Source organism: Labrenzia sp. C1B70, assembly GCF_000475395.1.
GTDB lineage: Bacteria > Pseudomonadota > Alphaproteobacteria > Rhizobiales > Stappiaceae > Roseibium > Roseibium algicola.
This window is the reverse complement of the sequence record NZ_AXCE01000062.1, coordinates 649,480-673,798: the sequence shown is the minus strand read 5'-3', so window position 1 is coordinate 673,798 and position 24,319 is coordinate 649,480. Positions and strand designations below refer to the sequence as shown.

The window sequence follows — 24,319 nt, the reverse complement described above, 5'->3', positions numbered from 1 at the left end:
TAAACTACCAATTCGCGAGACGATCCGGACCGGCCTTAGCCGGCCGGTCCGAAGGTCTTCAGTTCCAGCCTTCCTTGGCGACCGGCTCGACCGCAACCGGGACACCGACGCCGGCGACGGCATTGAACTGGCCGTCGTGCCACTGGCCCACCGTCCAGTAGTGCTTCGATTCATTGTGCTTGTCGAAGCTGATCGTGCCGAGGGCGGTGTCAAAGCTGTTGGCCTTGATGTACTCGGTCACGGCCTCGCGGTCCGTACTGTCAGCCCCTTCGATCGCCTGTTCCAGAACCTGCAGGCTGGCATAGTAGGTGGCTGCGGCCCAGTATTCAGGCTGGTTGCCATGAAGCGCGTTGAAGGCCGTGCGGTATTCCGTCATCGGCTCCAGATCAAGATTGACGCCCCCTGCCCCGAGATTACCTTCGATCTTGCTGCCGAATTTGCCGGCGTAGGCGGGAAACGCTGTCGCGACCGCCGTGTAGAAGGCGCCGACATCGAGATTTTCAATGATCGCCTGTTCCGTCAGAGCAAAGGTATCCGGCGGGTAGGAAAAGGCGATGAACGCATCCGGTTCGGTCGCCTTGGCTCCCTTGACCACCGGAGACAGATCCGCCGTGCCGAGGGGGTAGGACTTGTCGAAGACAATCTCGTAGCCAGCCGCCGGCAGAACTTCACGGGCGACGGCCGCAAGCTCTATGCCGAAGGCATCTGCGACGTTGACCATGGCCACCTTGTTGCCGATGGCACCGTTGTCACGAAGCTTGTTCAAGGTGTCGCGCAGACCCTCGACAAAACCGGTCGTGTTGCCGAGGGTGAAGAACATGTTCGGAAACCGTTCGGAAAGTTCCTCGATCTCGTCGGTGATGTTGGTCACCGAGATTTGCGGATAACCGTATTTTGCGAAGATCGGAGCAGCTGCCGCGTTGAAACCGGTGCCCCAGGGCGTCAGCAGAAAATCGACTTCATCCTGCGTGGCGAGACGCTGCACCGCCTTGATCATCTCGGCCGGATTGGATTTGTCGTCATATTCGACCAGTTCCACAGGACGGCGCTCGCCACCGACCATCAGGCCGCCGCGTCCGTTCACCTGGCTAACCCAGAGCTCCACATTCGGGCTGTGGCTGGCAGCATCACCTCCTGCCGCCGGACCGGTCATATGCACCACGCGGCCGATCTTGATCGGGTCCGCGGCAAAGGCCGTGGAGGCCAGCAGCGCCGCGGCAAGCGCGGTCGCTCCAAAAACTATTCTACGCATCAGAACTCCTCCCAGTCGCGCAGATCATGCGTTTGATCGCGCGTCAACTTTGTATCCATAAATTTTCAACTTTGCAACATATTGCATCCAATAATGGTGATTTCAGAAATTTTGTAATGACAATGCGCTATTTTTGGATACATAAATATGAAAATGCTCATGATAAGGTCCATGCCTTCGAACAGGTATGGATCCGAAAATGGCAAGGACAGATGACGACCAAGGCAAATGAAACAGCCCCGTCCGACAAGCGCGTGCTGGCAGTTCTTCATCGCATGATCATGGACGGCTCGCTGGCACCGGGCTCGAAGATCAGCGAAGTGAGCGTCGCCGACATGTTCGACGTGTCGCGAACACCTGCGCGGCTGGCACTGCGCGCGCTGGAGGTGGAAGGTCTCATCAAGAAGCGTGACGGTCGCGGCTTCACGGTGCAGGAATTCAATCTGGGCGACATCAAGCACGCCTACGAGGTGCGCGGTGTATTGGAAGGCCTGGCTGCCGGCACGCTTGCCAAGAGCGGCATGAGCAAGGACGTCGAGTCGACGCTGAAATCCGTCATCAAGGACATGGACATCGCGCTAACCGACACATCGGCGGATGGTGACAAGATCTCGCGCTATCAGGACGGCAATGTCGCCTTTCACGAGACGATCATGCGCCAGTGCGGCAACGACTACATCGGCTATGCGTTCGATCGCATGGAAAGCCTCCCGATGCTCAAGCTGGGCACGGTGGTGTTCAGCGCCGACAAGGCCGAAGAAGACATGATGCGCCTGCGCCTGGGCAACATGCAGCACCGCCTCATCTTCGACGCGATCTCGAAACGCGACCCACAGCGCGCTGAATCGATCATGCGCGAACACGCCAACCAGACACTCGTCTACTCCGCCCTGTTCGCAGGCCCGGACGACTGACGGAACCAAACAAGACCAACACAACGGAGGATCCCATGGACTACGGCCTTTTCATCGACAACGAGGACCAGGCAGCCAGCAACGCGGCTGTCTTCGAACGCAAGAACCCGGTCAGCGGCGAACGCGCCAGCGTGGCGGCAGCCGCGGTGGCGGCCGACGTCGACAAGGCTGTGCAATCCGCGCAGGCTGCCTTTGCCGCGTGGTCGAAGACTGGCCCGAGCGAACGGCGCAAGATCCTCAACAAGGCTGCCGATCTCATGGAAGAACGCACGCCGCAGTTCGTCGAGGTCGGCATTCGCGAGACAGGGGCGACCGCGCCATGGCTCGGTTTCAACAACATGTTCGCCGCCAAGATCCTGCGTGAAGCGGCCGCTTCCACCACTCAGATCAAGGGCGAGATCATCCCCTCCGACAAGCCCGGATCCTTTTCCATGGGTTACCGCCAGCCCGTTGGCGTTCTGGTCGGCATGGCGCCGTGGAACGCTCCGACCATTCTGGGTGTCCGCTGTTTCGCGCTGCCGATTGCCTGCGGCAACACGGTGGTGATGAAGGCCTCCGAGAAATGCCCGGGCCTGCACAGGCTTCTGGGTGACGTCATGGCTGATGCGGGCTTGCCCAAGGGCGTCCTGAACATCCTGACCCACGATGCAGCTGACGCTCCAGAAGTGGTCAACGCGCTGGTCGACCACCCGCTGACGCGCCGGATCAACTTTACCGGATCGACCCGCGTTGGCCGGATCATCGCAGAGCGTGCTGCAAAGCACCTGAAACCCTGCCTTCTGGAACTCGGCGGCAAGGCTTCGCTGGTGGTGCTGGACGATGCCGATCTCGACGGTGCGGTCAATGCGGCCCGGTTCGGCGCTTTCATGAACCAGGGACAGATCTGCATGTCCACGGAAAAAGTTGTTGTCGATCAGTCCGTTGCAGACGTCTTTGCGGAGAAATTCGCGGCCAGCGCTAGCGCGCTTAAAGTGGGTGCGCCAACCGAACAGGTTCATATCGGCTCGGTTGTCGATCGAGACACGGTCGACCATGTCAAAGCCCTGATTGACGACGCCGTTGCGAAAGGCGCAAAGGTTCTGTGCGGTGGCGTACCGGAGGAAGGCACCGTGATGGCCCCGACCATCGTCGATCTGGTAACACCGGAGATGCGCATCTACGGCGAGGAAAGCTTCGGTCCTGTCACCACGATGATCCGCGCCCGCGACACCGCCCATGCCATCGAGATCGCCAACGACACGGACTACGGCCTTTCGGCGGCTGTCTTCGGGCAGGATACCCGCAGGGCTCTGGAAGTTGCCAAGGACATCCAGTCCGGCATCTGCCACATCAATGGCCCGACTGTCTTTGACGAAGCGCAGATGCCATTCGGCGGTGTGAAATCCTCCGGCTATGGCCGCTTCGGCGGTACGGCAGGCATCAACGAGTTCACGGAACTGCGCTGGATCACCATCGAAGACCCCGGTCAGGGCTATCCGATCTGATCCATCACCGGTAACTCGCCGCCTCCCCCCGAAAGTGTGCGGGAGGCGGGAGGGCCAAATCATTTTTTCACCAGGGGCCCCGCAGCAAGGCTTGCCGGGGCCGTGCTGGGGCTGTGCCGGGGCCTGCCTCCTTTGCAAGGCCCACCGGGCGGGACGCTGCGTCACCTGGCTCAATCAGGTGTGCCTTCACGCACTGTTAACCATAAATTGCAATACCTGACACACCAATAGCGCGCATTTCCGCGTAATCAGACAAGCGGTGTTTCAGCCATGAAAAGACTTTTGCAGTCCCTTCCGATTGCGGCCTTCCTTGCGCTTTCTTCGGCGCCCCTTGCCTCCGCTGCGGATGTCTACTCAGGGCCCGGCGAGCTCTATCAGCCATCGACGCTGCGCGGCAGCATCGGCCTGCGATACTGGTACAGCCAGTCGCGCTCCGATCTGGACAACAGCGGTTTCGACATTTCCAGCACGGATAATGTGACCTCGCATACCGCTGAATTGGTCGGAACGCTCGAGGACACGACGTCCAACACCTTCTTCAGGGGCTATGTCGGCCTCGGCAGGAGCGACGGCGGCGATGTACATTTCTCCGGCTACGAGATGGACGAAACCGATGAGACCTCGCTTGGATATGTTGTTCTCGACGGCGGCTGGGGCTTTGCGCAATTTGCAAACAACCAGGTGCGGCTGAAAGGGTTCGTCGGCTACCAGTACCTGTCCGACGACGTTTCGGCGAAATACGGAAACCTGACCGTAGAACAGTCCCGGGACTGGCATGCGATCCGCCTGGGCATGACTGCTGAAGGCGACATCGGCCAACGCGCTGGCTGGTCCGTTGACGTGGCAGGTGTTCCCTGGAGCTACAACAAGATCGAAACCTGGGAAAGCGACTGGACCTATGGTCTGGAAGCAGATGCGATGCTGAATGTCGACCTGACCAAGAACTGGCAACTGGGCGTCGGCGGCCGCTACTGGTGGCTCCACTCGAATTTCGACCGCAGATATGTCGTCACTGGCGAGAAAGTGGTTCTCGACCAGAACTATCACCGCTACGGCCTGCTGCTGGAAAGCAAATACACCTTCTAGAGAGTGTCGCCTTCAACCAGAAGGATCGTGCATCGCGATTTGCGCCAGGCAGCTGCCCGGAAATAAAGCCCCAACCTTCAGAAAGGTCCGCGCACGCGGGCCTTTTTCGTATAAACAGACGAAACGGAAACCACTTGCTCCCTGAAGGCCTGCGTACCTTCATCTGGGGCTCCCTCACAGCCTAAAAGAGCCAGAGATGCCGAACAGCCTCGCCGCCACCTATCTTTTTCTCGTCGCGGCCATCATCGCCGAGGTGATCGCAACTTCCGCCCTGGCAAAAACCGAAAATTTCACCCGCCTGCTGCCTTCGATCATCACCGTGGCCGGTTATGCGATCTCTTTCTGGCTGCTGTCCTATCCGATTCGCGTTTTGCCGACGGGAATCGTCTACGCAATCTGGTCCGGAGCGGGCATCGTTCTCATCACCATGGTCGCCTGGCTGGTGTTCGACCAGAAACTCGACCTGCCGGCCCTGATCGGCCTCGGACTGATCCTTAGCGGGGTGGTGATCATCAATGTTTTCTCGAAATCGGTAGGCCATTAGGCCAAAACGCAGAAGCAGCCCCAAAAACGAAAAAAGCTCCGGAAAACCGGAGCTTTTTTAGATTGTTCTGGACCTTGGTAGTGTGTCCAAAACCGAAATTTGGTGCCCAGGAGAGGACTCGAACCTCCACGCCCTTGCGAGCGCTAGCACCTGAAGCTAGTGCGTCTACCAATTCCGCCACCTGGGCTGTGAGGGGGGCTTGTAAGGGTGGTTCCGGGGCTTGTCAATCACTCTGTGTGACTTTTTTTATTCATTCACAGCCAGCCCTTCACAGACCCGCGGCAAAGGGCTAAGAAACTCCCAGACTGAGCCGGCCAAATTCCAGGCCGCCTCTCCTTTTGGACGCGACAGAAGGCATTTTCAGGATGTCCACAGCACTTAACGGCAAACTCGTCACGGTTTTCGGCGGATCGGGTTTCCTTGGCCGTCATATCGTTCAGGCGCTCGCCAAGCGCGGTTACCGCGTGCGCGCAGCCGTCCGCCGTCCCGATCTGGCGACTCATCTTCAGCCGCTTGGCGCCGTTGGCCAGATCATGCCGGTACAGGCCAACCTACGCTATCGCTGGTCGGTTGACCGGGCCGTGATCGGCGCGGATGCGGTGGTCAACGCCGTCGGCATCCTGGCCCCCAGCGGCAAACAGTCCTTCGACGCAGTGCAGAGTTTCGGTCCGCGAGCAATCGCTGAAGCCGCGCGTGCAGCTGGCCTCGATCGGATCACGCATATCTCTGCCATCGGTGCTAACGCACAAAGCAGCTCCGCCTACGCCCGCTCCAAGGCGGTCGGCGAAGCCGGTGTTCTGGAAACCCTGCCCGGCAGCGTCATCCTGCGGCCATCCATCGTGTTCGGTCCGGAAGACAAGTTCTTCAACAAGTTTGCCGACATGGCCCGCTTCTCGCCGGTGCTGCCGCTGCTTGGTGGCGGCGAGTCCAAGTTCCAGCCGGTTTATGTCTGCGACGTTGCCGAAGCCGTTGCCCGCGCTGTCGATGGCCAGCTTGCCGGTGGCACCACGTATGAACTCGGCGGCCCTGAAGTGAAAAGCTTCAAGTCTTGCCTGGAAGACGTGCTGGAAGTCACCCGCCGCAACCGCGTTCTGTTGCCGCTGCCCTTCCCGGTCGCATCTGCCATGGGCAAGGTTCTGCAGCTCTTCCCGTACGCGCCGTTCACCGCCGATCAGGTCGAGCTGCTGAAAACCGACAACGTGGTGTCTGACGAGGCAAAGGCGGAAGGCCGCACCCTGGAAGGCATCGGCGTTCCCCCGGCAACGCTCGCCGCCGTTTTGCCGACCTATCTGGAACGCTACCGCGAACACGGCCAATACGACGCGCACCGGCCGGCGTAACGCCTGCTTGCACATGACTTCTACGACGGGCCCTTCGGGGCCCGTTTTCTGTTGAAAGAAACTTGCCCGTTGCCGGGCGGGTATGCGCACGCCAGCAGCCCGTCCGCACACAGAACCTTTCATCCCCGGCCCACCCGGCACAGCTTTTCGTTGCCGCATCCCGCTCCTTCGCCTACCGTCAAAATTGACGGGAGGCGCAGATGTCATTTCTTGCGAAGGTCACGTTACTTTTTGTTGTCTTTGTCGACCTGCTCGGCCAGGGGCTGGTGTTTCCGATCATCAATTCCCTGGTGATGGAACCGTCGACATCGATGTTGCCGCAGTCCACCAGCGACGCGATGCGCCATTTCGATTATGGCCTCATCATCGGCGTCTTCTTCTTGTGCTGGTTCTTCGGTGCGCCCTACATCTCCAAACTGTCGGACGTCATCGGCCGCAAGAACGCGATCCTGATCTGCCTGTTCGGCGCGCTCGGCGGCTATGCGCTCACCATTGCAGGGCTCTATCTCAACAGCTTCCTGCTCCTGATCCTGGGCCGTGCGATCACCGGGCTGACTGCGGGCAACCAGCCGATCGCGCAGGCCGCGATGATCGATGGCAGCACGGATGACGAGGACCGCAACCGGAACATGGGCTATATCATCACCGGCGTCAGCTTCGGGCTGGTCGGCGGCCCGCTGCTCGGCGGTCTCCTGTCGGACCCGGTCCTGCTTGGCGACCTGGCGAGCATCAAACTGCCGTTCTATGCCTGTTTCGTGCTGGTGCTGATTGCCATCCTGCTGGTGATATTCTCATTCAAGGATGCACACGACGCCGAGGCGGAGCGGCAGAAATTCGTGTTCCGGCCTTCGGAAATCCTCGAACTTCTATGGCGTATCCGCAAGTATCCGACAGTGATGCGGCTGACGGTGGTGTTCTTCTTCTTTCACGTCGCCAACCTGTCGTTCTACATCTTCGTCGACAACTACCTGACCAGCCGCTTCGGTTACGGCACGCTCGGCGGCTCGATGGTGATGCTGACGATCGGCATAGCCCTCGCCTTTTCCAGCACGTTTCTGGTGGTGCCGGCGCAAAAGCGGTTCAGCAAGGAAGCTATTCTGGGCATGACCTTCACGGTCTGGGCGGTGTCGGCGGCAGCTTTCATAGCCTCGCCCAACGCAATCCTGACCTATGTGCCGGTCTTCTGTTTCTACTTTGCCTTCGGCATCGCCTACCCGACGTTTCTCGGGCTTTATTCGGCGGCCGTCAGCGACAAGGAACAGGGCTGGGTCATGGGCGTGACCATCGCCGTCTTCACCTTGGTGGCGGGCGTGATCTCGCTGCTGGGCGGGGAACTGATCGGGCTTGATCTTGATCTGCCGTTCTACGGCGTGATCATCGCGGCTCTCACCGCTCTTGTGGTGATGTTCTTTGCCTGGAACAAGCCGGAGATAAAGGCATTGATGCGTGGATCCGGCGGCTGACAGGAGAACTTGCCAGCCGCCGGAAAAGTTTATCCACGGCGAGGCCCCAACTTGAAGCGGTCGTCGTGCAGCTCGCTGTAGCCGAGCTCTGTGCGTTGCAGGCCGATATCCTTCAGCTCACTCTCGTTCAGGCGAGAAAGTGCTCGGTTAGTTTCCCGGCGGCGAAGATAATTCCGGAACTCTGCCACACAAACACGAAGGGCAGAAAACAGAACACTGCGGCTGTTTGCGCGGCTGCGGAAAATGGTGTCGATCTCAAGGCTCATCTCTCTTCTCCTAAGGGCTGAATGCCCGTTCCTTTCTGGGGACGAGATGAGAATGACAAATCAATCCTGACAGCAGTGAGTCATGTTTGATCCCGTTCTGTTCTCAGGTTATGATTTTTTTTGTTCCGACCTCACAGAGCCCGATTTTCCATGAACCCGATTGAACGCGCACTCGGCATCCTGCTTCTGCTGACCGGCGGCAAACTTGTCCCGGCAACCGTACTTGCCGAACGGTTTCACGTTTCCCATCGCACGATCTATCGCGACATCGACAGGCTGATCGCGCTTGGCGTTCCGGTGGATGCGGAGCGTGGTGCGGAAGGCGGCTACCGGCTTGCCAGCGGTTATCTTCAGCCACCTGTGGCGCTGACCCGCAATGAGACCGCCGCCCTGCTGGCTGCAATGGCACTGGTGCGCTCCAGCCGCACGGTACCGCTGGCAGACGATCTTGCGGCAGCAGAAAAGAAGCTGTTGGCGTCCCTGCCCAAAACGGTTCACGGGCTATTGAAAGAGGCCGACAGGATCGTGGGCATCGAACCAATCCCGCCCGACATCTTTCATTCCGGCACAAAGGCGGAACCAACGGGCGACTGGCAGAAGGCCCTCGACGGATTTATGGCCGGTATCCTGGATGGCAAACGGGTCCGCTTCGAACATGTCAACCCGACAAGGCGGACCGTGAAAGCCCATGACGTCGAACCCTATGGGGTCATGTTCGACCGGGACCTTTGGTATCTGGCCGGACGCTGCGTCGATACGGACACGCTCAAGGTCTATCGGGCGGACCGGGTACGGGATCTGGAAATCAGCGGGCTCTTTTTCCGGCCCGACAAGACCTTCTCCATCAAGAGCCTTCTCGGCGGGGCATGGCTGTCGCAGGCGATGCGTCGCTGGGAGCAGGAAGAAGCGATTGCCGAGATCCTGATCACTGCCGCACAGGCAAAGAAGCTGAGCGCCGACTGGTATTACCGTCACGCCGTCTTCACACCGGCCGAAGAAGGCCGGATCCTCGTCAGCATCCCCTCTACCGAGCGGGCCCGCATATTGCCGCTCGTCCGCTGGCTCGGGCCGGGGGCGGAACTGCTTGGCCCGGAGGACCTTCGTCAGGAGCTTGCAAACGAACTGGAGGCATTGGCGGGGACCTATACGGCCAAGAGACAGCTCAACCGTTCAGCCTGAGCCAAGCCGCGTCACACTCGCTCCGTCGGTCCGGACAAGCGCAGCAAAATATGCACGCTGATCCGGACATTGGTAAATCGGCCTCAGCCCAGGAAATAAAGTCCGGCGAAACCGGCGATGCCGACGAAAATGCGCCACCAGGCAAAGGGCGCGAAGCCGTGTTTGGAGACGAAGTCGAGCAGCCCCTTGACCACAAACACACCGGCGATGAAAGACGCGACAAAGCCGATACCAATGAGCATGGCATCGTCCATCGAGAGCACGTTGCGGTTCTTGTAGAGATCGTAGGCAAAGGCGCCGGCCATTGTCGGCATGGCCAGAAAGAACGAGAATTCGGCCGCCGAGCGCTTGTCGGTGCCCATCAGCAATGCACCGGCAATGGTCGCACCGGAGCGTGAAACGCCGGGCACCATGGCAAGGCACTGGCAAAAGCCGATCTTCAGGCAGAGCGACAGCGGGTAATCCATCACATTTGTATAGCGCGGCTTCAGCGGCAGGCGGTCGATCCACAGAAGGACGATGCCACCGAGCAGCAATGTCGTGCAGATAAGCGCGGGCGTTTCGAACAGCACTTCCTTGATGAAACCATGCAGCAGCACGCCGATGACGGCGGCCGGCAGGAAGGCAATCAGGATACCGGCCACAAAGCGCCGGCTGGAGGGATCGCTTGGCAGCGTGATCAGAAGCGTCCACAAACGGCCGAAATAAACCGACAGGATCGCCAGAATGGCGCCGAGCTGGATCAGAACCTCGAAAGTTTTGCCTGTGCTGTCGAAGCCGAGAAAATGCCCCAGCAGCAGGATGTGACCGGTTGACGAGACGGGAATGAACTCGGTCAGACCTTCGACAATCCCCAAAATGAGAGCATTAACAATCGTTTGGCCGTCCATTGTGTATCTTGTCTCCAAATGGCTTGATGAAAACCAGCCTGACCAAGTATGTCTCGCGACTCAGGGCGTCTCCCAAGTCGCCGCTTATTTGACGAAGCGAAGTCACGCCGTCAAACCCTTGATAACCATATTCGGGGCAAACTCTCCGTTAAGGCGATTGCAGCATTCGGCATTCGCTTTGACGTAGTCTTGCCACAGTTCAGGCTCTTAACCCCTTCATGCTGACGCTCTACCATCATCCGTTCTCGCCATCTTCAAGGTTCATCCGGCTCATCCTGAGCGAATACGGAGCCGCCTTCGAGGAGCATCACGTGAACCCATGGGAGCGGCCTCAGGCGCTCCTGGTGCTGAACGCGGCAGGCACCGTGCCGGTTATCGTGGAAAACGAAGGCCCTGCCATTTGCGGCGCCGGACCCATCATGGAGTATCTGGACGAAACCCGGGGCTATGCGGTTGCCGACCGTCGGTTGATGCCGGATCATCCCGATGCCCGTGCAGAAACGAGACGCCTGGTCGAGTGGAGCCTCGGCAAGTTCGATCAGGAAGTGATCGGTCATCTTGTGCGCGAACGCATCTACAAGCAGATCATGCCGAAATCCGCCGGCGGCGGCGAACCGGATTCGGCTGCCCTGCGCGTTGCCCGGGCAAACATCCATCACCACCTGAAGTACTTCGGCTATCTGGTCGCCTCCCGCCGCTGGGTTGCCGGCGACCGGCTGACCTTCGCCGACTTCGCCCTTGCGGCATCCTTGTCGTGTGCCGACTATCTGGGCGAAGTGCCCTGGAGCGATCAGGAAGACATCAAGAGCTGGTATGCGCGGGTCAAGTCGCGGCCGTCGATGCGCCCGCTCCTGGGCGAGAAGGTGCTGGGCATGCCGGCCGCACAGACCTATGCGGATCTCGATTTCTGACGCATTCTTCGTGCGTTCAACCGGTTCCGGTTGAACTGAACGTTGTTCCAGCGAGCAGCCGAAGGCCTTGGACCGAAAGACCCAAAAGCTTCTGACCGCCTTTGAGGAGAAGGCCCGCGCCCTCGGTTTCGACGGCGTGAAGATTGCCGCTGCCGACAGCATTCCGGAAGCGGGCGAACGCCTGCGGCACTTCCTGGACAAGGGTTATGAAGGCAGCATGGCCTGGATGGCGGAAACCGCCGACCGCCGATCCTCACCGCAAGCGCTATGGCCGGAGGTTCGCTCTGTCATCATGCTGGCGATGAACTATGGCCCCGGCAGCGCACCGCACGAACATCCCCTCGCCCATCTGGCCGACAAGACCACCGGCGGCATTTCCGTCTATGCGCGACACCGCGACTATCACGATGTCATCAAGGGGCGCTTGAAGGAACTGGCCAGCTTCCTGGTTTCCCGGTCCGGTGGCGATGTGAAGGTATTCGTCGATACCGCACCGGTGATGGAAAAGCCGCTCGGGGAGGCTGCCGGGCTTGGCTGGCAGGGCAAGCACACGAACCTGGTGTCACGAGATCTCGGGTCCTGGTTTTTCCTCGGCTCGATCTTCACCACACTGGATCTGCCGCCGAGCGGCGCGGAACGCGATCATTGCGGCTCCTGCCGCGCCTGCCTCGACAGTTGCCCGACGAACGCATTTCCCGCGCCCTACCAGCTCGATGCGAGGCGCTGCATTTCCTACCTCACCATCGAACACCCCGGCCCCATTCCGGGCGCGTTTCGCAAAGCCATCGGCAACCGAATTTACGGCTGTGACGATTGCCTGGCTGCCTGTCCCTGGAACAAGTTTGCCGAAGCCGCCCGGGAGGCCAAGTTGATTGCCCGGGAGGAGATGATTACCCCGAAGCTTGCAGACCTCCTGTCGCTGGACGACACAGCTTTCCGCCAGCTCTTTTCCGGATCACCGGTGAAACGGATCGGACGGGGAAAGTTTCTGCGCAACGTTTTGATTGCCGCCGGCAATTCCGGAGAAATTGAACTGCTCGGCAAGATCGAAGCACTGCTCGACGATGCAGACGCCCTTGTTCGCGGCACCGCCGTCTGGGCATTCGGCCAACTTTCTGCACAGGAAGATTTTCAGGTCCGTAAAACCGCGGCGTTGCGCGTCGAAACCGACGAGACCGTGCGTTCTGAATGGCTGCTCGCGCAATCCTGATCCGGCTTTTCCCGATTCGACCTTGTCATGTGATTGGTACATAGTCATGGAATGGCCTAGGTCTTGATGAGGACTTGGACGTCCAACCCTATCGGGACCGATCTCGTTCAAACCGCTCGATTCCGATCATTTTATTGGAGCCACGACATTGAATTTTCAGCCCGCCTCCGTTTTCTCATCCAAATCAGCCAGGGCCCGCGTCCGGCTCCTCATGCTCGGCACCGCGCTTGCGCTGGTTTCCGGCTCCGCCCTTGCGCAGGACACCGGCGAGACCGCCTATGAAGCTTATGTAGAAGGTTTGAAGAGCCTGGGTGTCGAGGTCGAAAACGGTAGCGTCGCTTACGACGAAGGTACCGATACTCTGACCCTGACCGACAGCACAATCTCCTTGAGCGGAACCATCGAGGATATTCCGGCCGAGGAAACGGATGTCACGGGCAATGACGGCGCGACGGATATCGAACCGGAAAAGCTGACCGACCTGACCTATTCGCTTTCATTCAGCAGCGGCACGGTCACCATTACAGGTCTCAGCCATGAAGACGGCGACTTTGACGCCGCAAGCTGGGTCTATTCCGACGATTCAGAAATGGTTCTTTCCGCCAGCGCCGAAGGCAAGGGCCGGTTGAAGATCGACGGTCGGTTGAGCGGAGTTTCCGCGACCAACTACAGCTTCACCATGCCGGAAGTGCCGGCAGAAGACGAGGCCCACCAGGTCAGCCGCTGGTTGCCGTTCGTGAAGGCCGCCCTCCTGACTTCCTACGACGAAGTCAAGGCCGACAACACGGCGATGACCATCGAGGCGCATGAGATCGAAGACGGCAAGGACACTCTTGTTCTGTCAGGCACCATGCAGATTGCCGGCTACCGCATGGCCGACGCTGTGGATGGCCGGATCGGGGAATACACGATCGACAGCATGAGCCAGTCGATGCAGACCCTGGACACGACCTCGGGCCAGATGCTGAACCAGACCACCAGCCAGGGCAAGACCGTTTACACGGACATGGACGCGGCCGCGTTCTTCGATCTGTTCGACCCCGATGTTCCCGAAACCGGCGATGAAGTGGTCATGCTCGGCTCGGCGTCGGCGATCGACTACAAGTCCAAACAGGACATCGCCGACGGGCTGGCGATTGAAATTGCCGTCGACAAGACCTCGATTTCAGAAGTCACCGTTCTGAAGCGTGAAAACAACATCCTTGCCCTGTTCGACAGTCTGTTTGCCAAGCAGGTTCCAGCTCCTGAAGAACTGATCACCGGCGTATTCCAGTTCTACCGGTCGTTCGGCGTCACCGATGCCCGCATCAGCGGTATCAACGTGACCGTGCCGACACCTGGCCCAGAAAAGCCGATGGAAATCGCCATCAAGGAAATGTCCATGTCGGAGATCAACTCCGACGGTATCGGCGAAATGATGATGGTCGGTCTCGATGCCCCGGACCTGCCGGAAGGTGCATCGGTCAAGATCGACTGGGCGGCGATCGGCGATATCGAATTCGCCGAATATACGCCCATGCGTGCCATGATCAGCACATTGATGGCGGACCCAAGCTTCGGCGAGGATCACCCGATGGAAGTGGCCCGCGCGTTCATGCCGCGCTCTTTCGGTTATGAACTGGAAGGACTGGACGTTGCCGTTCCGGACCTCGGTCGGACCGAAATCGGCAGAGCCGAGATGACGCTGTCCACCACGGTGCCGCCAATCCCGACCAGCTTTCACGCCAGGACCGAAGGGCTGAAAGTGCCTGTCGCGGCCATTGATGACCCGGAAGCCCAGGCATTGCTGGAAGCTCTCGGTCTGGAAACGGTCGTCTGGTCCGACGAGACCCGGCTCTACTGGGACGAGGCAACGCTGGAACTGCGCCTGGAGCGCATGATGGTGAATGTCGAAGGGCTCGGCCGCGCCGAATTGTCCGCACGTCTTGCAAACGTGCCGAAGTCCTTGTTCGAGGATCCCGAGAACCAGGGACAAATGGCCCTTGTGGTTGCCCAGTTTGTCGACGCATCCCTGACCTTCAAGGATGCCGGCCTCACCAAGAAGGGCCTGGCCCACATTGCCGAGGCTCAGAACATCCCCGAAAATGTCTTCCGGGAAGCCCTGGTGGCACAGGCGACGCAAATGACCGCGCCGATCCAGAATGCGGCCTTCACGCAGATGGTTACTGAAGCAGCGTCCAAGTTCCTCGACAATCCGGGTGAACTGAAGGTCACCCTGACGCCGCCGAACCCGGTTCCGCTGGCACAGATCCTGGGTTCGATGGCAGCACCGCAAACCCTGCCGGATCTGCTTGCAGTCAAGATTGTTGCCAATTGATTGCTCTGACCACGTGAATGCGAAAACCAAAAGGGCGGCCAGTGGCCGCCCTTTTTTGCCTTCAGGCAGTTAGCTCGTTCTTTGAATTCTGGCGAGACCTGGCGTCACTCTGCCGCCTGCTGCTGTCCGACCGTTCCGATCCGCGCTGCACAGAATTTGAACTCCGGGATCTTACCGAAGGGATCCAGCTGCGGGTTGGTCAGGAAGTTGGCCGGGGCTTCGCTGAAGCAGAACGGGATGAAGAGCATGCCTGTCGACACGTCCCGGTCTGCGCGCAGGGTCAACGTGATTGCGCCGCGCCGTGTTTCCACCCTCACCTGCTGGCCGATATCCAGACCCGAGCGCTCGATATCGCGCGGGTTCATGGAAACGACTGGCTCCGGTTCGATGGCATTGAGCACTTCCGCACGCCGCGTCATGGCACCGGTGTGCCAATGCTCCAGCATGCGCCCCGTGGTCAGCACCAACGGGAAATCATCGTCGGGAAGCTCGTCCGGCGGCACCAGATCCGTCGGCACGATGCGTCCGCGGCCATCTGCCGTCGGGAAGGACTGGCCGAACAGGATCTCGTTGCCAGGCTTGTCCGGGGCATCCGCCGGATAGGTGACCGTCCCGTCGCGCTCCAGCCTTTCCCAGGAAATGTTGCTCAGTGAATTCATGTGCGACCGCATTTCCTCATAGATCGCCGGGACGCCGTCATAGGTCCAGTTCAGGCCCAGGCGGTTGGCGATATCGATGAGGATCTGCCAGTCGGCGCGTGCTTCACCGGGCATCGGCACGCAAGGACGGCCGATCTGAACCTGGCGGTTGGTGTTCGTGAACGTACCGAGCTTTTCCGCATGGGCGGAGGCAGGCAGGATCACGTCCGCATGCCAGGCGGTTTCTGTCAGGAAGATATCCTGAACCACAAGATGTTTCAGACTGGCCAGTGCTTTGCGGGCATGGGCCTGGTCCGGATCGGACATGGCCGGGTTTTCACCCTGAACGAACATCGCCTCGATGCCACCATCCAGGATATCGTCCATGATCTCCACCACGGTCAAACCGCGCGCAGGGTCGAGCGTGCGGCCCCAGGCGTCTTCGAATTCGGCGCGGATGTCCGGGTTTTCAACTGAACGATAGTCCGGGAACACCATCGGAATGAGCCCGGCGTCGGATGCCCCTTGCACGTTGTTCTGACCGCGCAGAGGATGCAGGCCGGTGCCCGGGCGGCCTATCTGGCCGGTTGTCAGCGCCATGGCGATCAGGCAGCGGACGTTGTCGGTGCCGTGGACATGCTGCGAAACGCCCATGCCCCAGAAGATGATCGACTTGGCACTGGTGGCGTAAAGCCTTGCGACTTCCCGCAGGGTTTGCGCGTCGATGCCGCAGACTGGCTCCATCGCTTCCGGCGTGAAGTCGACGATCTTTTCCTTCAGTGCCTCGAAGCCGTCCACGTGAGCGGCGATATACTGGCTGTCGTAGAGGCCTTCGGTGATGATGACGTTGAGAATCGCGTTCAACATCGCCACATCGGTTCCCGGCTTGAACTTCAAGCCGTAGTCGGCAAAGCGCATCAGCCCCTGGCCGCGCGGGTCCATGACAATCAGCTTTGTGCCGTTCTTGGCCGCCTGCTTGATGTAGGTCGCGGCAACCGGGTGGTTCTGCTCAGGACGAGCGCCGATCACGATCATGCAGTCTGCATCGCCGGCTGCATTGAAAGGGGCAGTCACTGCACCCGAACCGATGCCCTCCATGAGCGCAGCCACGGAAGAAGCGTGGCAGAGACGCGTGCAGTGGTCGACATTGTTGGTCTGGAAACCCTGGCGGATCAGCTTCTGGAAGAGATAAGCCTCTTCGTTGGAGCCCTTGGCCGAGCCGAAGCCCGCAATACCACGGCCGCCCTTCGCGTCATAAACCGCTTTAAGACCACCAACGGCTCGCTCGAGCGCTTCGTCCCAGGTTGCTTCACGGAAATAGTCGAGATGGTTTTCCAGCGTCATGGCAATGTCGCCACGCTTGGGCGCATCGTCCCGGCGGATCAGCGGCTTGGTCAGGCGCTCGGGGCTGGAAACATAATCGAAGCCGAAGCGGCCCTTGACGCAGAGCCGGTTCTCGTTGGCCGGACCGTCGCGTCCCTCGACGCTGACGATCTTGCCGTCCTTCACCGAGACCGACGTCAGGCAGCCCACACCACAGAAAGGACAGACGCTGTCGACGGTTTCTTCGGCAAAGATCTCTCGCTTGCTGGCGCTGGCATCCAGAAGGCTCTTTTCCATCAGGGCCCCGGTGGGGCAAGCCGACACGCATTCGCCGCAGGCAACGCAGGTGGAAAGACCCATCGGGTCTGCCAGATCGAACACCGGCACCGTGTGCGAACCGCGATCCGCCATGCCGATAACGTCGTTGACCTGCACTTCCCGGCAGGCTCGCTCGCACAGATTACACGCGATGCAGGCGTCCAGATTGACCGCGATGGCCGGATGGGAAATGTCCTGGGCCGGTTTGGCGCATGGGGCAAAGCGGCTGGTGGCGACACCGACATGGTCGGACCATTTCCAGAAATCACTTTCCGGGTCAGGGTGATGGTCGCGCGAGGGCTGGTCGGCTGCCAGAAGTTCGAGCACCATCTCGCGTGCCTTGGACGCACGTTCGCTGGCGGTCTTCACCACCATGCCTTCGGCTGGGGTGCGAATACAGGAAGCGGCAAGCACGCGCTCGCCCTCGATATCGACCATACAGGCACGGCAATTGCCGTCTGAGCGATAACCCGGTGCGTCCTTGTGGCAGAGATGCGGAATGGCGACGCCTTCGCGCTTGGCAACTTGCCAGATGGTTTCGCCGTCTTCCGCGGTGACCATCCGACCGTCGAGGGAGAAAGTGACCTGGCTCATTTCTCGAACTCCTCCGGGAAAAATTTCAGCACCGACGTGACCGGATTGCTGGCTGCCTGCCCAAGACCGCAAATGGATGCCGATCGCATGACTTCATCGAGATCCGTGATCTTCGTCTTGTCCCAATCGCCTGCTGCCAGCAGATGTTCCATCTTCTCCGTTCCGGACCGGCAGGGCGTGCACTGACCGCAACTCTCGTGTTTGAAGAAGCGCATCAGGTTCAATGCCACATCGCGCATGTCATCCTGATCGGAGAAAACGACGATCGCGTGGCTGCCGATGAAACAGCCGTATTTGTCGAGCGTACCGAAATCCAGCGGCTCGTCGGCAAGAGATGCGGGCAGGATGCCCCCGGAGGCACCACCGGGCAGGTAGCCCTTGAAGACGTGCCCCTCTTCCATGCCTCCGCAATATTCTGCCAGAAGCTCGTTCATGGTGATCCCCGCCGGGGCCATCTTGACGCCTGGGTCCCTGACACGGCCGGAAACCGAGAAGGAGCGGTAGCCCTTGTGACCACGGCGGCCGTGGCTGGCGAACCACTCCGAACCCTTCTCGACGATATCCCTGATCCAGAACAGGGTTTCTATGTTGTGATTGAGCGTCGGCCGACCGAACAGGCCGACCTGGGCAATGTACGGTGGGCGGTGGCGTGGCAGGCCGCGCTTGCCTTCGATCGATTCGATCATCGCGCTTTCCTCGCCGCAGATATAGGCTCCCGCCCCGCGGCGCAGTTCGATGTCGATGGTCGTGATGATACCCGCTTCGCGCAGGGCCTCGATTTCCGTCTTCAGGATCTGGAGAACCGCCGGGTATTCGTCGCGCATATAGAGATAGATGCGCGCGGCGGAAATCGCATGGGCGGCAATCAGCGCACCCTCGAGCATCCGGTGCGGGTCGCGTTCCAGGTGAACGCGGTCCTTGAACGTGCCTGGTTCGCCTTCATCGCCATTGATGGTGAGGTATTTCGGAGCCGGCAGGTCGTGGACGATCTTCCATTTCGTGCCGGTCGGGAAGCCTGCACCGCCCAGGCCGCGAAGGCCTGCTTCCAGCGCCTTGTCCGCAATTGCCGCTGCATCCAGTTCACCCGCGCGCACACGCTCCAGCAACTTGTAACCACCAGCTTCGCGGTAGGCATCCAGCTTGATGTAATCGGGAACCACCGGATCGGACGTTCCTTCGAACAAGGCAGAGCGCACGGACACTTCGCTTGCGTTGTCGATGGCCCGCTTGCCGACCTGCACGGCCGGGGCACCGGCACAGCGACCGATGCACGGAACTTTCTGGATGCGGACTTTTGCCGGATCAACCCCGACTTCAAGCGCAGCGGCCAGAGCGTCCGCCCCCTTGAGCGCGCAGGCAACGCTGTCGCAAACACGAATGGTCAGAGGTGCAGGCTTTGCATCTCCTTCCCGTACGATGTCGAAATGGTGGTAAAAGCTCGCGACCTCATAGACCTCTGCCTGCGACAGGCGCATCTCGTCGGCCAATGCGCGCAGGTGCCGAGCCTCAAGACAGCCAAATGCGTCCTGGATCTTGTGCAGATGTTCAATGAGCAGGTCCCGCCGGCGCGGCTCATCACCCAGCAAATTCCGGACTTCGTCCAGGGCCGCATCTTCCAACTGACGCCCTTTTGGCTGGGACGGCTTGCGTGAAAGCCCCTTGCCGAAAGACATTGGCGTACCTCCCGTATTGCTGGAGCGCATCTGGATTTCGCGTCCGCGCTCCTCTCTCGATCTTCGCGGGGGCGGCTGATGGTCCGAACAGGCGAACCCAGGACCTACCCCGCATTTTGGTCCGGATGTTAGCCGCGCCGAGTCAACCTGTCTGTTTGAAAAACGACAAACGGGACTCCAATGCTGACGCTTTGGAGCACCTCACGGACAAAAAGCACCGCAAACCCGGCAGGTTCCAGGGGGCTTTTCAGCCCGTGTTGGATGAGCTTCGTTTTACGAGGTCAGATGAGAAAACGCGGCAACCACGCGCTCATAGACCGGGCGCTTGAACGGCACGATCAAACCAGGCAGCCGGTCGGCATCTTCCCAGCGCCACTCGCTGAATTCCGCGGTGTGGCCGTCCGGGGGCGTGAGGATATTGATTTCGTCTTCCGATCCGTCGAAGCGGTAGGCGATCCAGCGCTGAGCCTGACCGCGATACTTGCCCTTGCGCGATGCGCGGACGACGTCTTCTGGATAGTCGTAGGCGAACCACTCCGGGGCTTCTTCCAGAAGGGAAACGGACTTGATCGAGGTTTCCTCGTAAAGCTCGCGCCGGGCAGCCGGTTCCGGTGCTTCGCCCTTGTCGATGCCGCCTTGCGGCATCTGCCAGCAATATTCGTAGTTGGAGGAACTGCCCCCATCATCGCGGCTGCCGATCCAGACCTTGCCCGCCTTGTTGATCAGCATGATACCGACGCAGGGCCGATAGGGAAGACCGTCGACGGGTTCCGGAAATCCCGGTCCGAGTGCCAGCTTCGTCACGAATACCTCTTGGTGCTCAGTTTCTCAGAATTATCGATCGATGGTCGCGCTGACGGGGACCAGCTGCAGACCGCGCTCTTCGAGGTCCTGCACCCACTTTTCCAGTTGGCGCACGGTCACAGGCAATGCGGATGCGGTCGCCACCGCGACACCGCGGGCACGGGCGACGCTTTCAAGCTGCAGCAGCTTGGCGTTAATATCGTCTTCACGCGGCACTTCGTCCAGCACCACGTCCACCCCACTGAAGGGAACGCGCATTTCCTTGGAGACATCATCGGCGATGGACCGGGAAGATGTGCCGTTGTCGGCGAACATCAGGCCACGCGCCTTCAGTTTTTCCAGAAGGAACTCCATGGAGGGTTTCGTCGCCGTGAAACGCGCGCCCATTTCAGGAATGACGCCGACATAATTGGTCGCCCGCGTGAGCAGGAACCCAAGCCGATCCATCATTTCATTGGGGCGCAGGCTGACCAGCAGCGTGTGCGGGCCCGGGTCATTGTCGGGAAAATCGAACGGCTCCAGCGGCAATTGCAGCAGCAGTTCATGGCCCTTGGTCCGGGCCTGCTGCATCCACAGGTCCAGGTCTTCACCATAAGGGGCAAGCGCAAAGGTCGTATCGGCCGGCAACCGGGTAATGGCGTTCTGCGTACCGGTTTCACTCAGGCCGAGCCCGGTCACGATGACGGCAATTTTCGGGATCGAGGTGAACTCGCGAACGATGGGCCGGGAATAGGCATCCAGCGGACGGATACCGGCATCGCTGACTTTCGGCAGGAACCCGAAATCGGACCGTTCGCTGACACGGCTGTCCGGATTGATCGACAGGCCGGTTACCGGGGCTTCCGGACCCAGTCCGTCCGGTCGCATGACCATGTCGTAGCGCGGGCCAAGCAGATCCTTGCTGCTTTCCGGACGCAGGTTCGGGCCCAGGTCACCGTTGATGCCCGGGCGGATTTCAACCACTTCGATGTCCTGGGAGGTCACGCCTTCGACAATGGCGTCGAGCGGCAGAACGGCGACGGGTTCTCCGCCAAGCGGGTCGTCGACAACAGTGATCCAGACGAGCGTAGAAGTGAGGATCACGCTCAGAATTCCGACCCCGATAAGACCGAACGGCAGCCTGACCAGCCGCCGCTTGCCCATGCCTAAAGGAGCTGTGAGATCTTCGCTCGACATATCGTCCTGAGCCTATTGCCCGGTTTCAGGATGTCCCCGAAACGGAAAGTTTGTTTTTGATATACGCAGAACGAGAACGGCAAGTCGCGCGCCGGCGGACCGGCGCGCGTTTATTGATTTAGTTTTTGACAGCCGCGCTGTCGGAGACCGGCGGGAAGGCGCTGTTCACCTGATTACCGCGCAGAAGGTCGAGTGCCAGGTTCAGCTGGGTGTCATCCTTCGGATCGGACGGCACATAGGCCTGGCTACCGGATTCTTCCTCACCTTCGGAAGCTTCCAGGTGGCCACGAAGACCGGCTTCGCCCTTGGTATCGACACGACCGACCAGATCGTCCGGCAGATCCTGCAGGGACTCAATGTCCGGCACGATGCCCTTGGCCTGGATCGATGTGCCAGACGGGGTGTAGTACCGAGCCGTGGTCAGGCGGATGGCGCCGTTGGCACCAAGCGGGATGATCGTCTGAACCGAACCCTTGCCGAAGGACCGTGTGCCGAGGATGGTTGCCCGGCGATGATCCTGCAGCGCACCTGCAACGATTTCCGAAGCGGAGGCGGAACCGCCGTTGACCAGCACGATTACCGGCTTGCCGGTTGTCAGGTCGCCAGCCCGTGCGTTGTAGCGCTGGGTTTCGTCGGCTTCACGGCCACGTGTCGAAACAATCTCGCCACGGTCCAGGAAGGCGTCGGAAACGGCAATTGCCTGATCCAGCAGACCACCCGGGTTGTTGCGCAGATCGATGACGAAGCCCTTGAGCTTGTCTTCACCGATGTTCGCGGTCATTTCCTCAATGCCTTCCTTCAGGCCGTCGAAGGTCTGTTCGTTGAACTGGGTGACGCGAACATATCCGACGTCATCCTCTTCCCGCCAGCGAACCGAACGGATGCGGATGATGTCGCGGGTGATGGTGATGTCGAACGGCTCGGCACGGCCCTTGCGGCGCACCGTCACCACGATGTCCGTCTTGACCGGACCGCGCATCTTTTCGACCGCTTCGTTGAGGGTCAGTCCCTGGACCTGTTCGCCGTCGATGTAGGTGATGTAGTCACCTGCCAGGACACCGGCCTTGGCGGCAGGCGTATCGTCGATCGGCGACACGACCTTCACGAGGCCTTCTTCCATGGTGACTTCAATGCCGAGACCACCGAATTCGCCGCGGGTCTGCACCTGCATGTCCCGGAAGCTCTTCGGAGACATGTAGCTGGAGTGCGGGTCGAGGGAGGTCAACATGCCGTTGATGGCGCTCTCGATGAGCTGGGCGTCATCAGGGACTTCCACGTAGTCTGACCGCACGCGTTCGAACACGTCGCCAAACAGGTTAAGCTGCCGGTACGTATCCGTTGCCGCCGCATTGGCCGCTACCGAGACATTGATCGGCATCTGGGACAGTGTCGTGATTGCTGCTGCTCCCATGAGAGCACCCACAAGCAGCAAGGAAGCTTTCCGTATCATCCGCGAGCCTTTTCTTCTTCAGTGCGTGCCCACCAAGGTGTGGGATCGATCGCACGACCGTCTTTCCGGAATTCAACATAAAGGATCGGCTGGGTCGAGCCCAAACCGAACGTCGAAGCGCTTGCCCACTGGGTTGCGCCCATCACTCCGACCGGTTCCCCGGTCAAAACAAATTGCCCCAACTCCGCATCGATCCGGTCCATTCCGGCCAGCAACACATGGTAGCCGTCGCCGGTATTCAGGATCAAGAGCTGTCCGAACGAACGAAACGGTCCGGAGTAGACCACCCATCCGTCGGCAGGTGACGTAATATTGGACCCAGGCCGTGTGGCGATAGATTGACCCTCCGTCACACCGCCGAAATCGTCTTCCTGGCCATAGTCCTTCAAAAGCGTACCGGCAACAGGCTGAGGCAGCTTGCCCTTGGCTTCCTGGAACGAAATGGCCGGTGCCAGACGCCCAGGATCTGCAAAGGGATCATACGAGCGCGACGGATTTTTCCTGGCCTCGAGTGCTGCCTGACGCGACTTTTCCGCTGCCTCCCGGGCACTCTCGATTTCCACTTCCAGGGTCGCGATCAATTCTTGGAGAGATCCCGCCTTGTCCGCAAGTTCCGCTGCACGCTCCTTCTCTTCCTGAAGGTCCTGTACCGATCTTTGATGTTCCTGCCTTTTCGCGCTCAGAAGAAGCTCCAGCCGGGACTTTTCCTCAGCCAATCGCATCGCGTCGCCGCGCAGGCGGTTTTTTTCCTCAGCAATCACCGTCTTCAGACGGTGCAATTCCTCAAGATCTGCTGCCAGTGCCTCGGTTTCCACCTTCAGCTCCGGCATGACCGCGTTCAGGAGAATCGCACTGCGCACGGCCGACAGCGCGTCGCTCGGGCGCACGGCAAGCGCCGGTGGCGGACGGCGTCCGATTCGCTGCAGGGCAGCCAGAACTTCTGCCAGCACGTCGCGGCGAGCAATCAGCGACAAGCGCACCGCGTCCTCGTTCTCCCCCAGCGCGCGCAGCCGCCGCTCGGTATCGGTCAGTTCGCCTTCCAGGCCCTTGATCGTGTCGGACGTGCTGATGATCTTGGCATTCAACGTGTCCCGGTCGCGATCAAGTGCGCGGATTTCGCGTGCAATGGTCGCCTGCCGGTCCGTCGACACCTCGATATCGCGCGACAGCGCGGCAAGTTCCTCTTCGCGTTGTTTCTTGCGTTCCAGTGCAGCAGTCACCTCAGCAGGCAGAGCCGCCTGTTCCTGGGTGGTGGTCTCATCGACACTTTCCGTCGATCCGGCTGGCAGGGGCAGAACGAGCAAGGCCGCAGTCAGGCCACTCAAGAGCGGGCGGAATTTCTTCCGTCTCTCGAGTTCCGAACGCGCCGCTGTCATGCGATCCGCTATCAACCTGCCTAAGCTCCCAAAGGGTTATCTTCCAATGCGATACACAGTCTGCGTTAACGAACCGTTTACCCTAGTGACCGGCCAATTAACTTCTGCTCC

The 24,319-nt window shown here is 60.1% G+C and carries 19 protein-coding genes and 1 tRNA gene; 10 read left to right on the top strand and 10 right to left on the bottom strand.

Annotated features, from left to right (window positions below):
- Window positions 1-58: 58 nt before the first annotated feature.
- On the bottom strand, window positions 59-1,252 hold the full coding sequence (locus tag Q666_RS63940) for an amino acid ABC transporter substrate-binding protein (protein ID WP_023001659.1): 1,194 nt from the start codon (window positions 1,250-1,252) through the stop codon (window positions 59-61).
- A gap of 212 nt (window positions 1,253-1,464) precedes the next feature.
- Here Q666_RS63940 and Q666_RS0134340 point away from each other — a divergent pair, with 212 nt between their 5' ends.
- The 4 genes from Q666_RS0134340 to Q666_RS63925 all read left to right on the top strand — a co-directional run bounded on the left by Q666_RS0134340 (window position 1,465) and on the right by Q666_RS63925 (window position 5,280).
- On the top strand, window positions 1,465-2,166 hold the full coding sequence (locus Q666_RS0134340; protein WP_161633265.1) for a GntR family transcriptional regulator: 702 nt from the start codon (window positions 1,465-1,467) through the stop codon (window positions 2,164-2,166).
- A 35-nt stretch (window positions 2,167-2,201) separates the two neighbouring features.
- Complete coding sequence (locus Q666_RS63935) at window positions 2,202-3,650, top strand: aldehyde dehydrogenase (RefSeq protein WP_023001661.1); 1,449 nt, start codon at window positions 2,202-2,204, stop codon at window positions 3,648-3,650.
- Between the two features lie 270 nt (window positions 3,651-3,920).
- Complete coding sequence (locus Q666_RS63930; RefSeq protein WP_023001662.1) at window positions 3,921-4,736, top strand: hypothetical protein; 816 nt, start codon at window positions 3,921-3,923, stop codon at window positions 4,734-4,736.
- Window positions 4,737-4,932: 196 nt separating this feature from the next.
- The gene (locus Q666_RS63925) at window positions 4,933-5,280 is read left to right on the top strand and encodes an SMR family transporter (RefSeq protein WP_023001663.1); all 348 of its coding nucleotides are present in this window, start codon (window positions 4,933-4,935) and stop codon (window positions 5,278-5,280) included.
- Between the two features lie 100 nt (window positions 5,281-5,380).
- Here the strand turns inward: Q666_RS63925 and Q666_RS63920 are convergent.
- A tRNA-Leu gene (locus Q666_RS63920) sits at window positions 5,381-5,467 on the bottom strand.
- 178 nt (window positions 5,468-5,645) lie between these two features.
- On the opposite strand from Q666_RS63920, the gene Q666_RS63915 reads away from it, so the two are divergent.
- Together Q666_RS63915 and Q666_RS63910 are read left to right on the top strand one after the other, a co-directional pair.
- Window positions 5,646-6,620 (top strand): complex I NDUFA9 subunit family protein, encoded by a 975-nt coding sequence (locus tag Q666_RS63915; protein WP_031269610.1) that lies wholly within the window; start codon window positions 5,646-5,648, stop codon window positions 6,618-6,620.
- A gap of 200 nt (window positions 6,621-6,820) precedes the next feature.
- Window positions 6,821-8,083: an MFS transporter gene (locus tag Q666_RS63910; RefSeq protein ID WP_023001665.1), complete on the top strand. Its 1,263-nt coding sequence runs from the start codon at window positions 6,821-6,823 to the stop codon at window positions 8,081-8,083.
- Between the two features lie 29 nt (window positions 8,084-8,112).
- Here Q666_RS63910 and Q666_RS63905 read toward each other — a convergent pair whose 3' ends face one another.
- Window positions 8,113-8,349 carry a DUF1127 domain-containing protein gene (locus tag Q666_RS63905; protein WP_023001666.1) on the bottom strand — a complete coding sequence of 79 codons (237 nt, stop codon included), beginning with the start codon at window positions 8,347-8,349 and terminating at the stop codon, window positions 8,113-8,115.
- A gap of 150 nt (window positions 8,350-8,499) precedes the next feature.
- On the opposite strand from Q666_RS63905, the gene Q666_RS63900 reads away from it, so the two are divergent.
- Complete coding sequence (locus tag Q666_RS63900; protein WP_023001667.1) at window positions 8,500-9,528, top strand: WYL domain-containing protein; 1,029 nt, start codon at window positions 8,500-8,502, stop codon at window positions 9,526-9,528.
- Window positions 9,529-9,611: 83 nt separating this feature from the next.
- On the opposite strand, the gene Q666_RS63895 is transcribed toward Q666_RS63900, so the two are convergent.
- Complete coding sequence (locus tag Q666_RS63895; protein ID WP_023001668.1) at window positions 9,612-10,418, bottom strand: undecaprenyl-diphosphate phosphatase; 807 nt, start codon at window positions 10,416-10,418, stop codon at window positions 9,612-9,614.
- A gap of 218 nt (window positions 10,419-10,636) precedes the next feature.
- Here Q666_RS63895 and Q666_RS63890 point away from each other — a divergent pair, with 218 nt between their 5' ends.
- The 3 genes from Q666_RS63890 to Q666_RS63880 all read left to right on the top strand — a co-directional run bounded on the left by Q666_RS63890 (window position 10,637) and on the right by Q666_RS63880 (window position 14,856).
- Window positions 10,637-11,329 carry a glutathione S-transferase family protein gene (locus tag Q666_RS63890; RefSeq protein ID WP_023001669.1) on the top strand — a complete coding sequence of 231 codons (693 nt, stop codon included), beginning with the start codon at window positions 10,637-10,639 and terminating at the stop codon, window positions 11,327-11,329.
- A gap of 67 nt (window positions 11,330-11,396) precedes the next feature.
- Window positions 11,397-12,539: a tRNA epoxyqueuosine(34) reductase QueG gene (gene queG / locus Q666_RS63885; protein ID WP_023001670.1), complete on the top strand. Its 1,143-nt coding sequence runs from the start codon at window positions 11,397-11,399 to the stop codon at window positions 12,537-12,539.
- A 148-nt stretch (window positions 12,540-12,687) separates the two neighbouring features.
- The gene (locus tag Q666_RS63880) at window positions 12,688-14,856 is read left to right on the top strand and encodes a hypothetical protein (RefSeq protein WP_031269613.1); all 2,169 of its coding nucleotides are present in this window, start codon (window positions 12,688-12,690) and stop codon (window positions 14,854-14,856) included.
- A gap of 104 nt (window positions 14,857-14,960) precedes the next feature.
- On the opposite strand, the gene fdhF is transcribed toward Q666_RS63880, so the two are convergent.
- The 6 genes from fdhF to Q666_RS63850 all read right to left on the bottom strand — a co-directional run bounded on the left by fdhF (window position 14,961) and on the right by Q666_RS63850 (window position 24,208).
- The gene (gene fdhF, locus Q666_RS63875; protein WP_023001672.1) at window positions 14,961-17,729 is read right to left on the bottom strand and encodes a formate dehydrogenase subunit alpha; all 2,769 of its coding nucleotides are present in this window, start codon (window positions 17,727-17,729) and stop codon (window positions 14,961-14,963) included.
- Window positions 17,726-19,402, bottom strand: a complete 1,677-nt coding sequence (locus tag Q666_RS63870) for an NAD(P)H-dependent oxidoreductase subunit E (RefSeq protein WP_023001673.1) — start codon at window positions 19,400-19,402, stop codon at window positions 17,726-17,728. Before Q666_RS63870 ends, fdhF begins: the two co-directional genes overlap by 4 nt.
- A 273-nt stretch (window positions 19,403-19,675) precedes the next feature.
- Window positions 19,676-20,206 carry an RNA pyrophosphohydrolase gene (locus tag Q666_RS63865; protein WP_023001674.1) on the bottom strand — a complete coding sequence of 177 codons (531 nt, stop codon included), beginning with the start codon at window positions 20,204-20,206 and terminating at the stop codon, window positions 19,676-19,678.
- Window positions 20,207-20,236: 30 nt separating this feature from the next.
- Entirely contained in the window at window positions 20,237-21,382 is a 1,146-nt protein-coding gene (locus Q666_RS63860) for a divergent polysaccharide deacetylase family protein (protein WP_208984457.1), read from the bottom strand.
- A 118-nt stretch (window positions 21,383-21,500) separates the two neighbouring features.
- Window positions 21,501-22,832, bottom strand: coding sequence for a S41 family peptidase (locus tag Q666_RS63855; RefSeq protein WP_023001676.1), 1,332 nt, complete (start codon window positions 22,830-22,832; stop codon window positions 21,501-21,503).
- Window positions 22,829-24,208 carry a peptidoglycan DD-metalloendopeptidase family protein gene (locus tag Q666_RS63850; protein WP_023001677.1) on the bottom strand — a complete coding sequence of 460 codons (1,380 nt, stop codon included), beginning with the start codon at window positions 24,206-24,208 and terminating at the stop codon, window positions 22,829-22,831. The genes Q666_RS63855 and Q666_RS63850 overlap by 4 nt, the downstream gene beginning before the upstream one ends.
- Window positions 24,209-24,319 lie beyond the last annotated feature (111 nt).

Bases quoted from the DNA above. Each gene is read 5' to 3' on its own strand.
- Q666_RS63850 (WP_023001677.1), bottom strand. From the start codon at position 24,208: ATGACAGCGGCGCGTTCGGAACTCGAGAGACGGAAGAAATTCCGCCCG.
- Q666_RS63940 (WP_023001659.1), bottom strand. From the start codon at position 1,252: ATGCGTAGAATAGTTTTTGGAGCGACCGCGCTTGCCGCGGCGCTGCTG.
- Q666_RS63930 (WP_023001662.1), top strand. From the start codon at position 3,921: ATGAAAAGACTTTTGCAGTCCCTTCCGATTGCGGCCTTCCTTGCGCTT.
- Q666_RS63870 (WP_023001673.1), bottom strand. From the start codon at position 19,402: ATGTCTTTCGGCAAGGGGCTTTCACGCAAGCCGTCCCAGCCAAAAGGG.
- Q666_RS63910 (WP_023001665.1), top strand. From the start codon at position 6,821: ATGTCATTTCTTGCGAAGGTCACGTTACTTTTTGTTGTCTTTGTCGAC.
- Q666_RS63935 (WP_023001661.1), top strand. From the start codon at position 2,202: ATGGACTACGGCCTTTTCATCGACAACGAGGACCAGGCAGCCAGCAAC.
- Q666_RS63860 (WP_208984457.1), bottom strand. From the start codon at position 21,382: ATGTCGAGCGAAGATCTCACAGCTCCTTTAGGCATGGGCAAGCGGCGG.
- Q666_RS63915 (WP_031269610.1), top strand. From the start codon at position 5,646: ATGTCCACAGCACTTAACGGCAAACTCGTCACGGTTTTCGGCGGATCG.
- Q666_RS63890 (WP_023001669.1), top strand. From the start codon at position 10,637: ATGCTGACGCTCTACCATCATCCGTTCTCGCCATCTTCAAGGTTCATC.
- Q666_RS63900 (WP_023001667.1), top strand. From the start codon at position 8,500: ATGAACCCGATTGAACGCGCACTCGGCATCCTGCTTCTGCTGACCGGC.
- Q666_RS0134340 (WP_161633265.1), top strand. From the start codon at position 1,465: ATGACGACCAAGGCAAATGAAACAGCCCCGTCCGACAAGCGCGTGCTG.
- Q666_RS63925 (WP_023001663.1), top strand. From the start codon at position 4,933: ATGCCGAACAGCCTCGCCGCCACCTATCTTTTTCTCGTCGCGGCCATC.
- Q666_RS63905 (WP_023001666.1), bottom strand. From the start codon at position 8,349: ATGAGCCTTGAGATCGACACCATTTTCCGCAGCCGCGCAAACAGCCGC.
- fdhF (WP_023001672.1), bottom strand. From the start codon at position 17,729: ATGAGCCAGGTCACTTTCTCCCTCGACGGTCGGATGGTCACCGCGGAA.
- Q666_RS63855 (WP_023001676.1), bottom strand. From the start codon at position 22,832: ATGATACGGAAAGCTTCCTTGCTGCTTGTGGGTGCTCTCATGGGAGCA.
- Q666_RS63895 (WP_023001668.1), bottom strand. From the start codon at position 10,418: ATGGACGGCCAAACGATTGTTAATGCTCTCATTTTGGGGATTGTCGAA.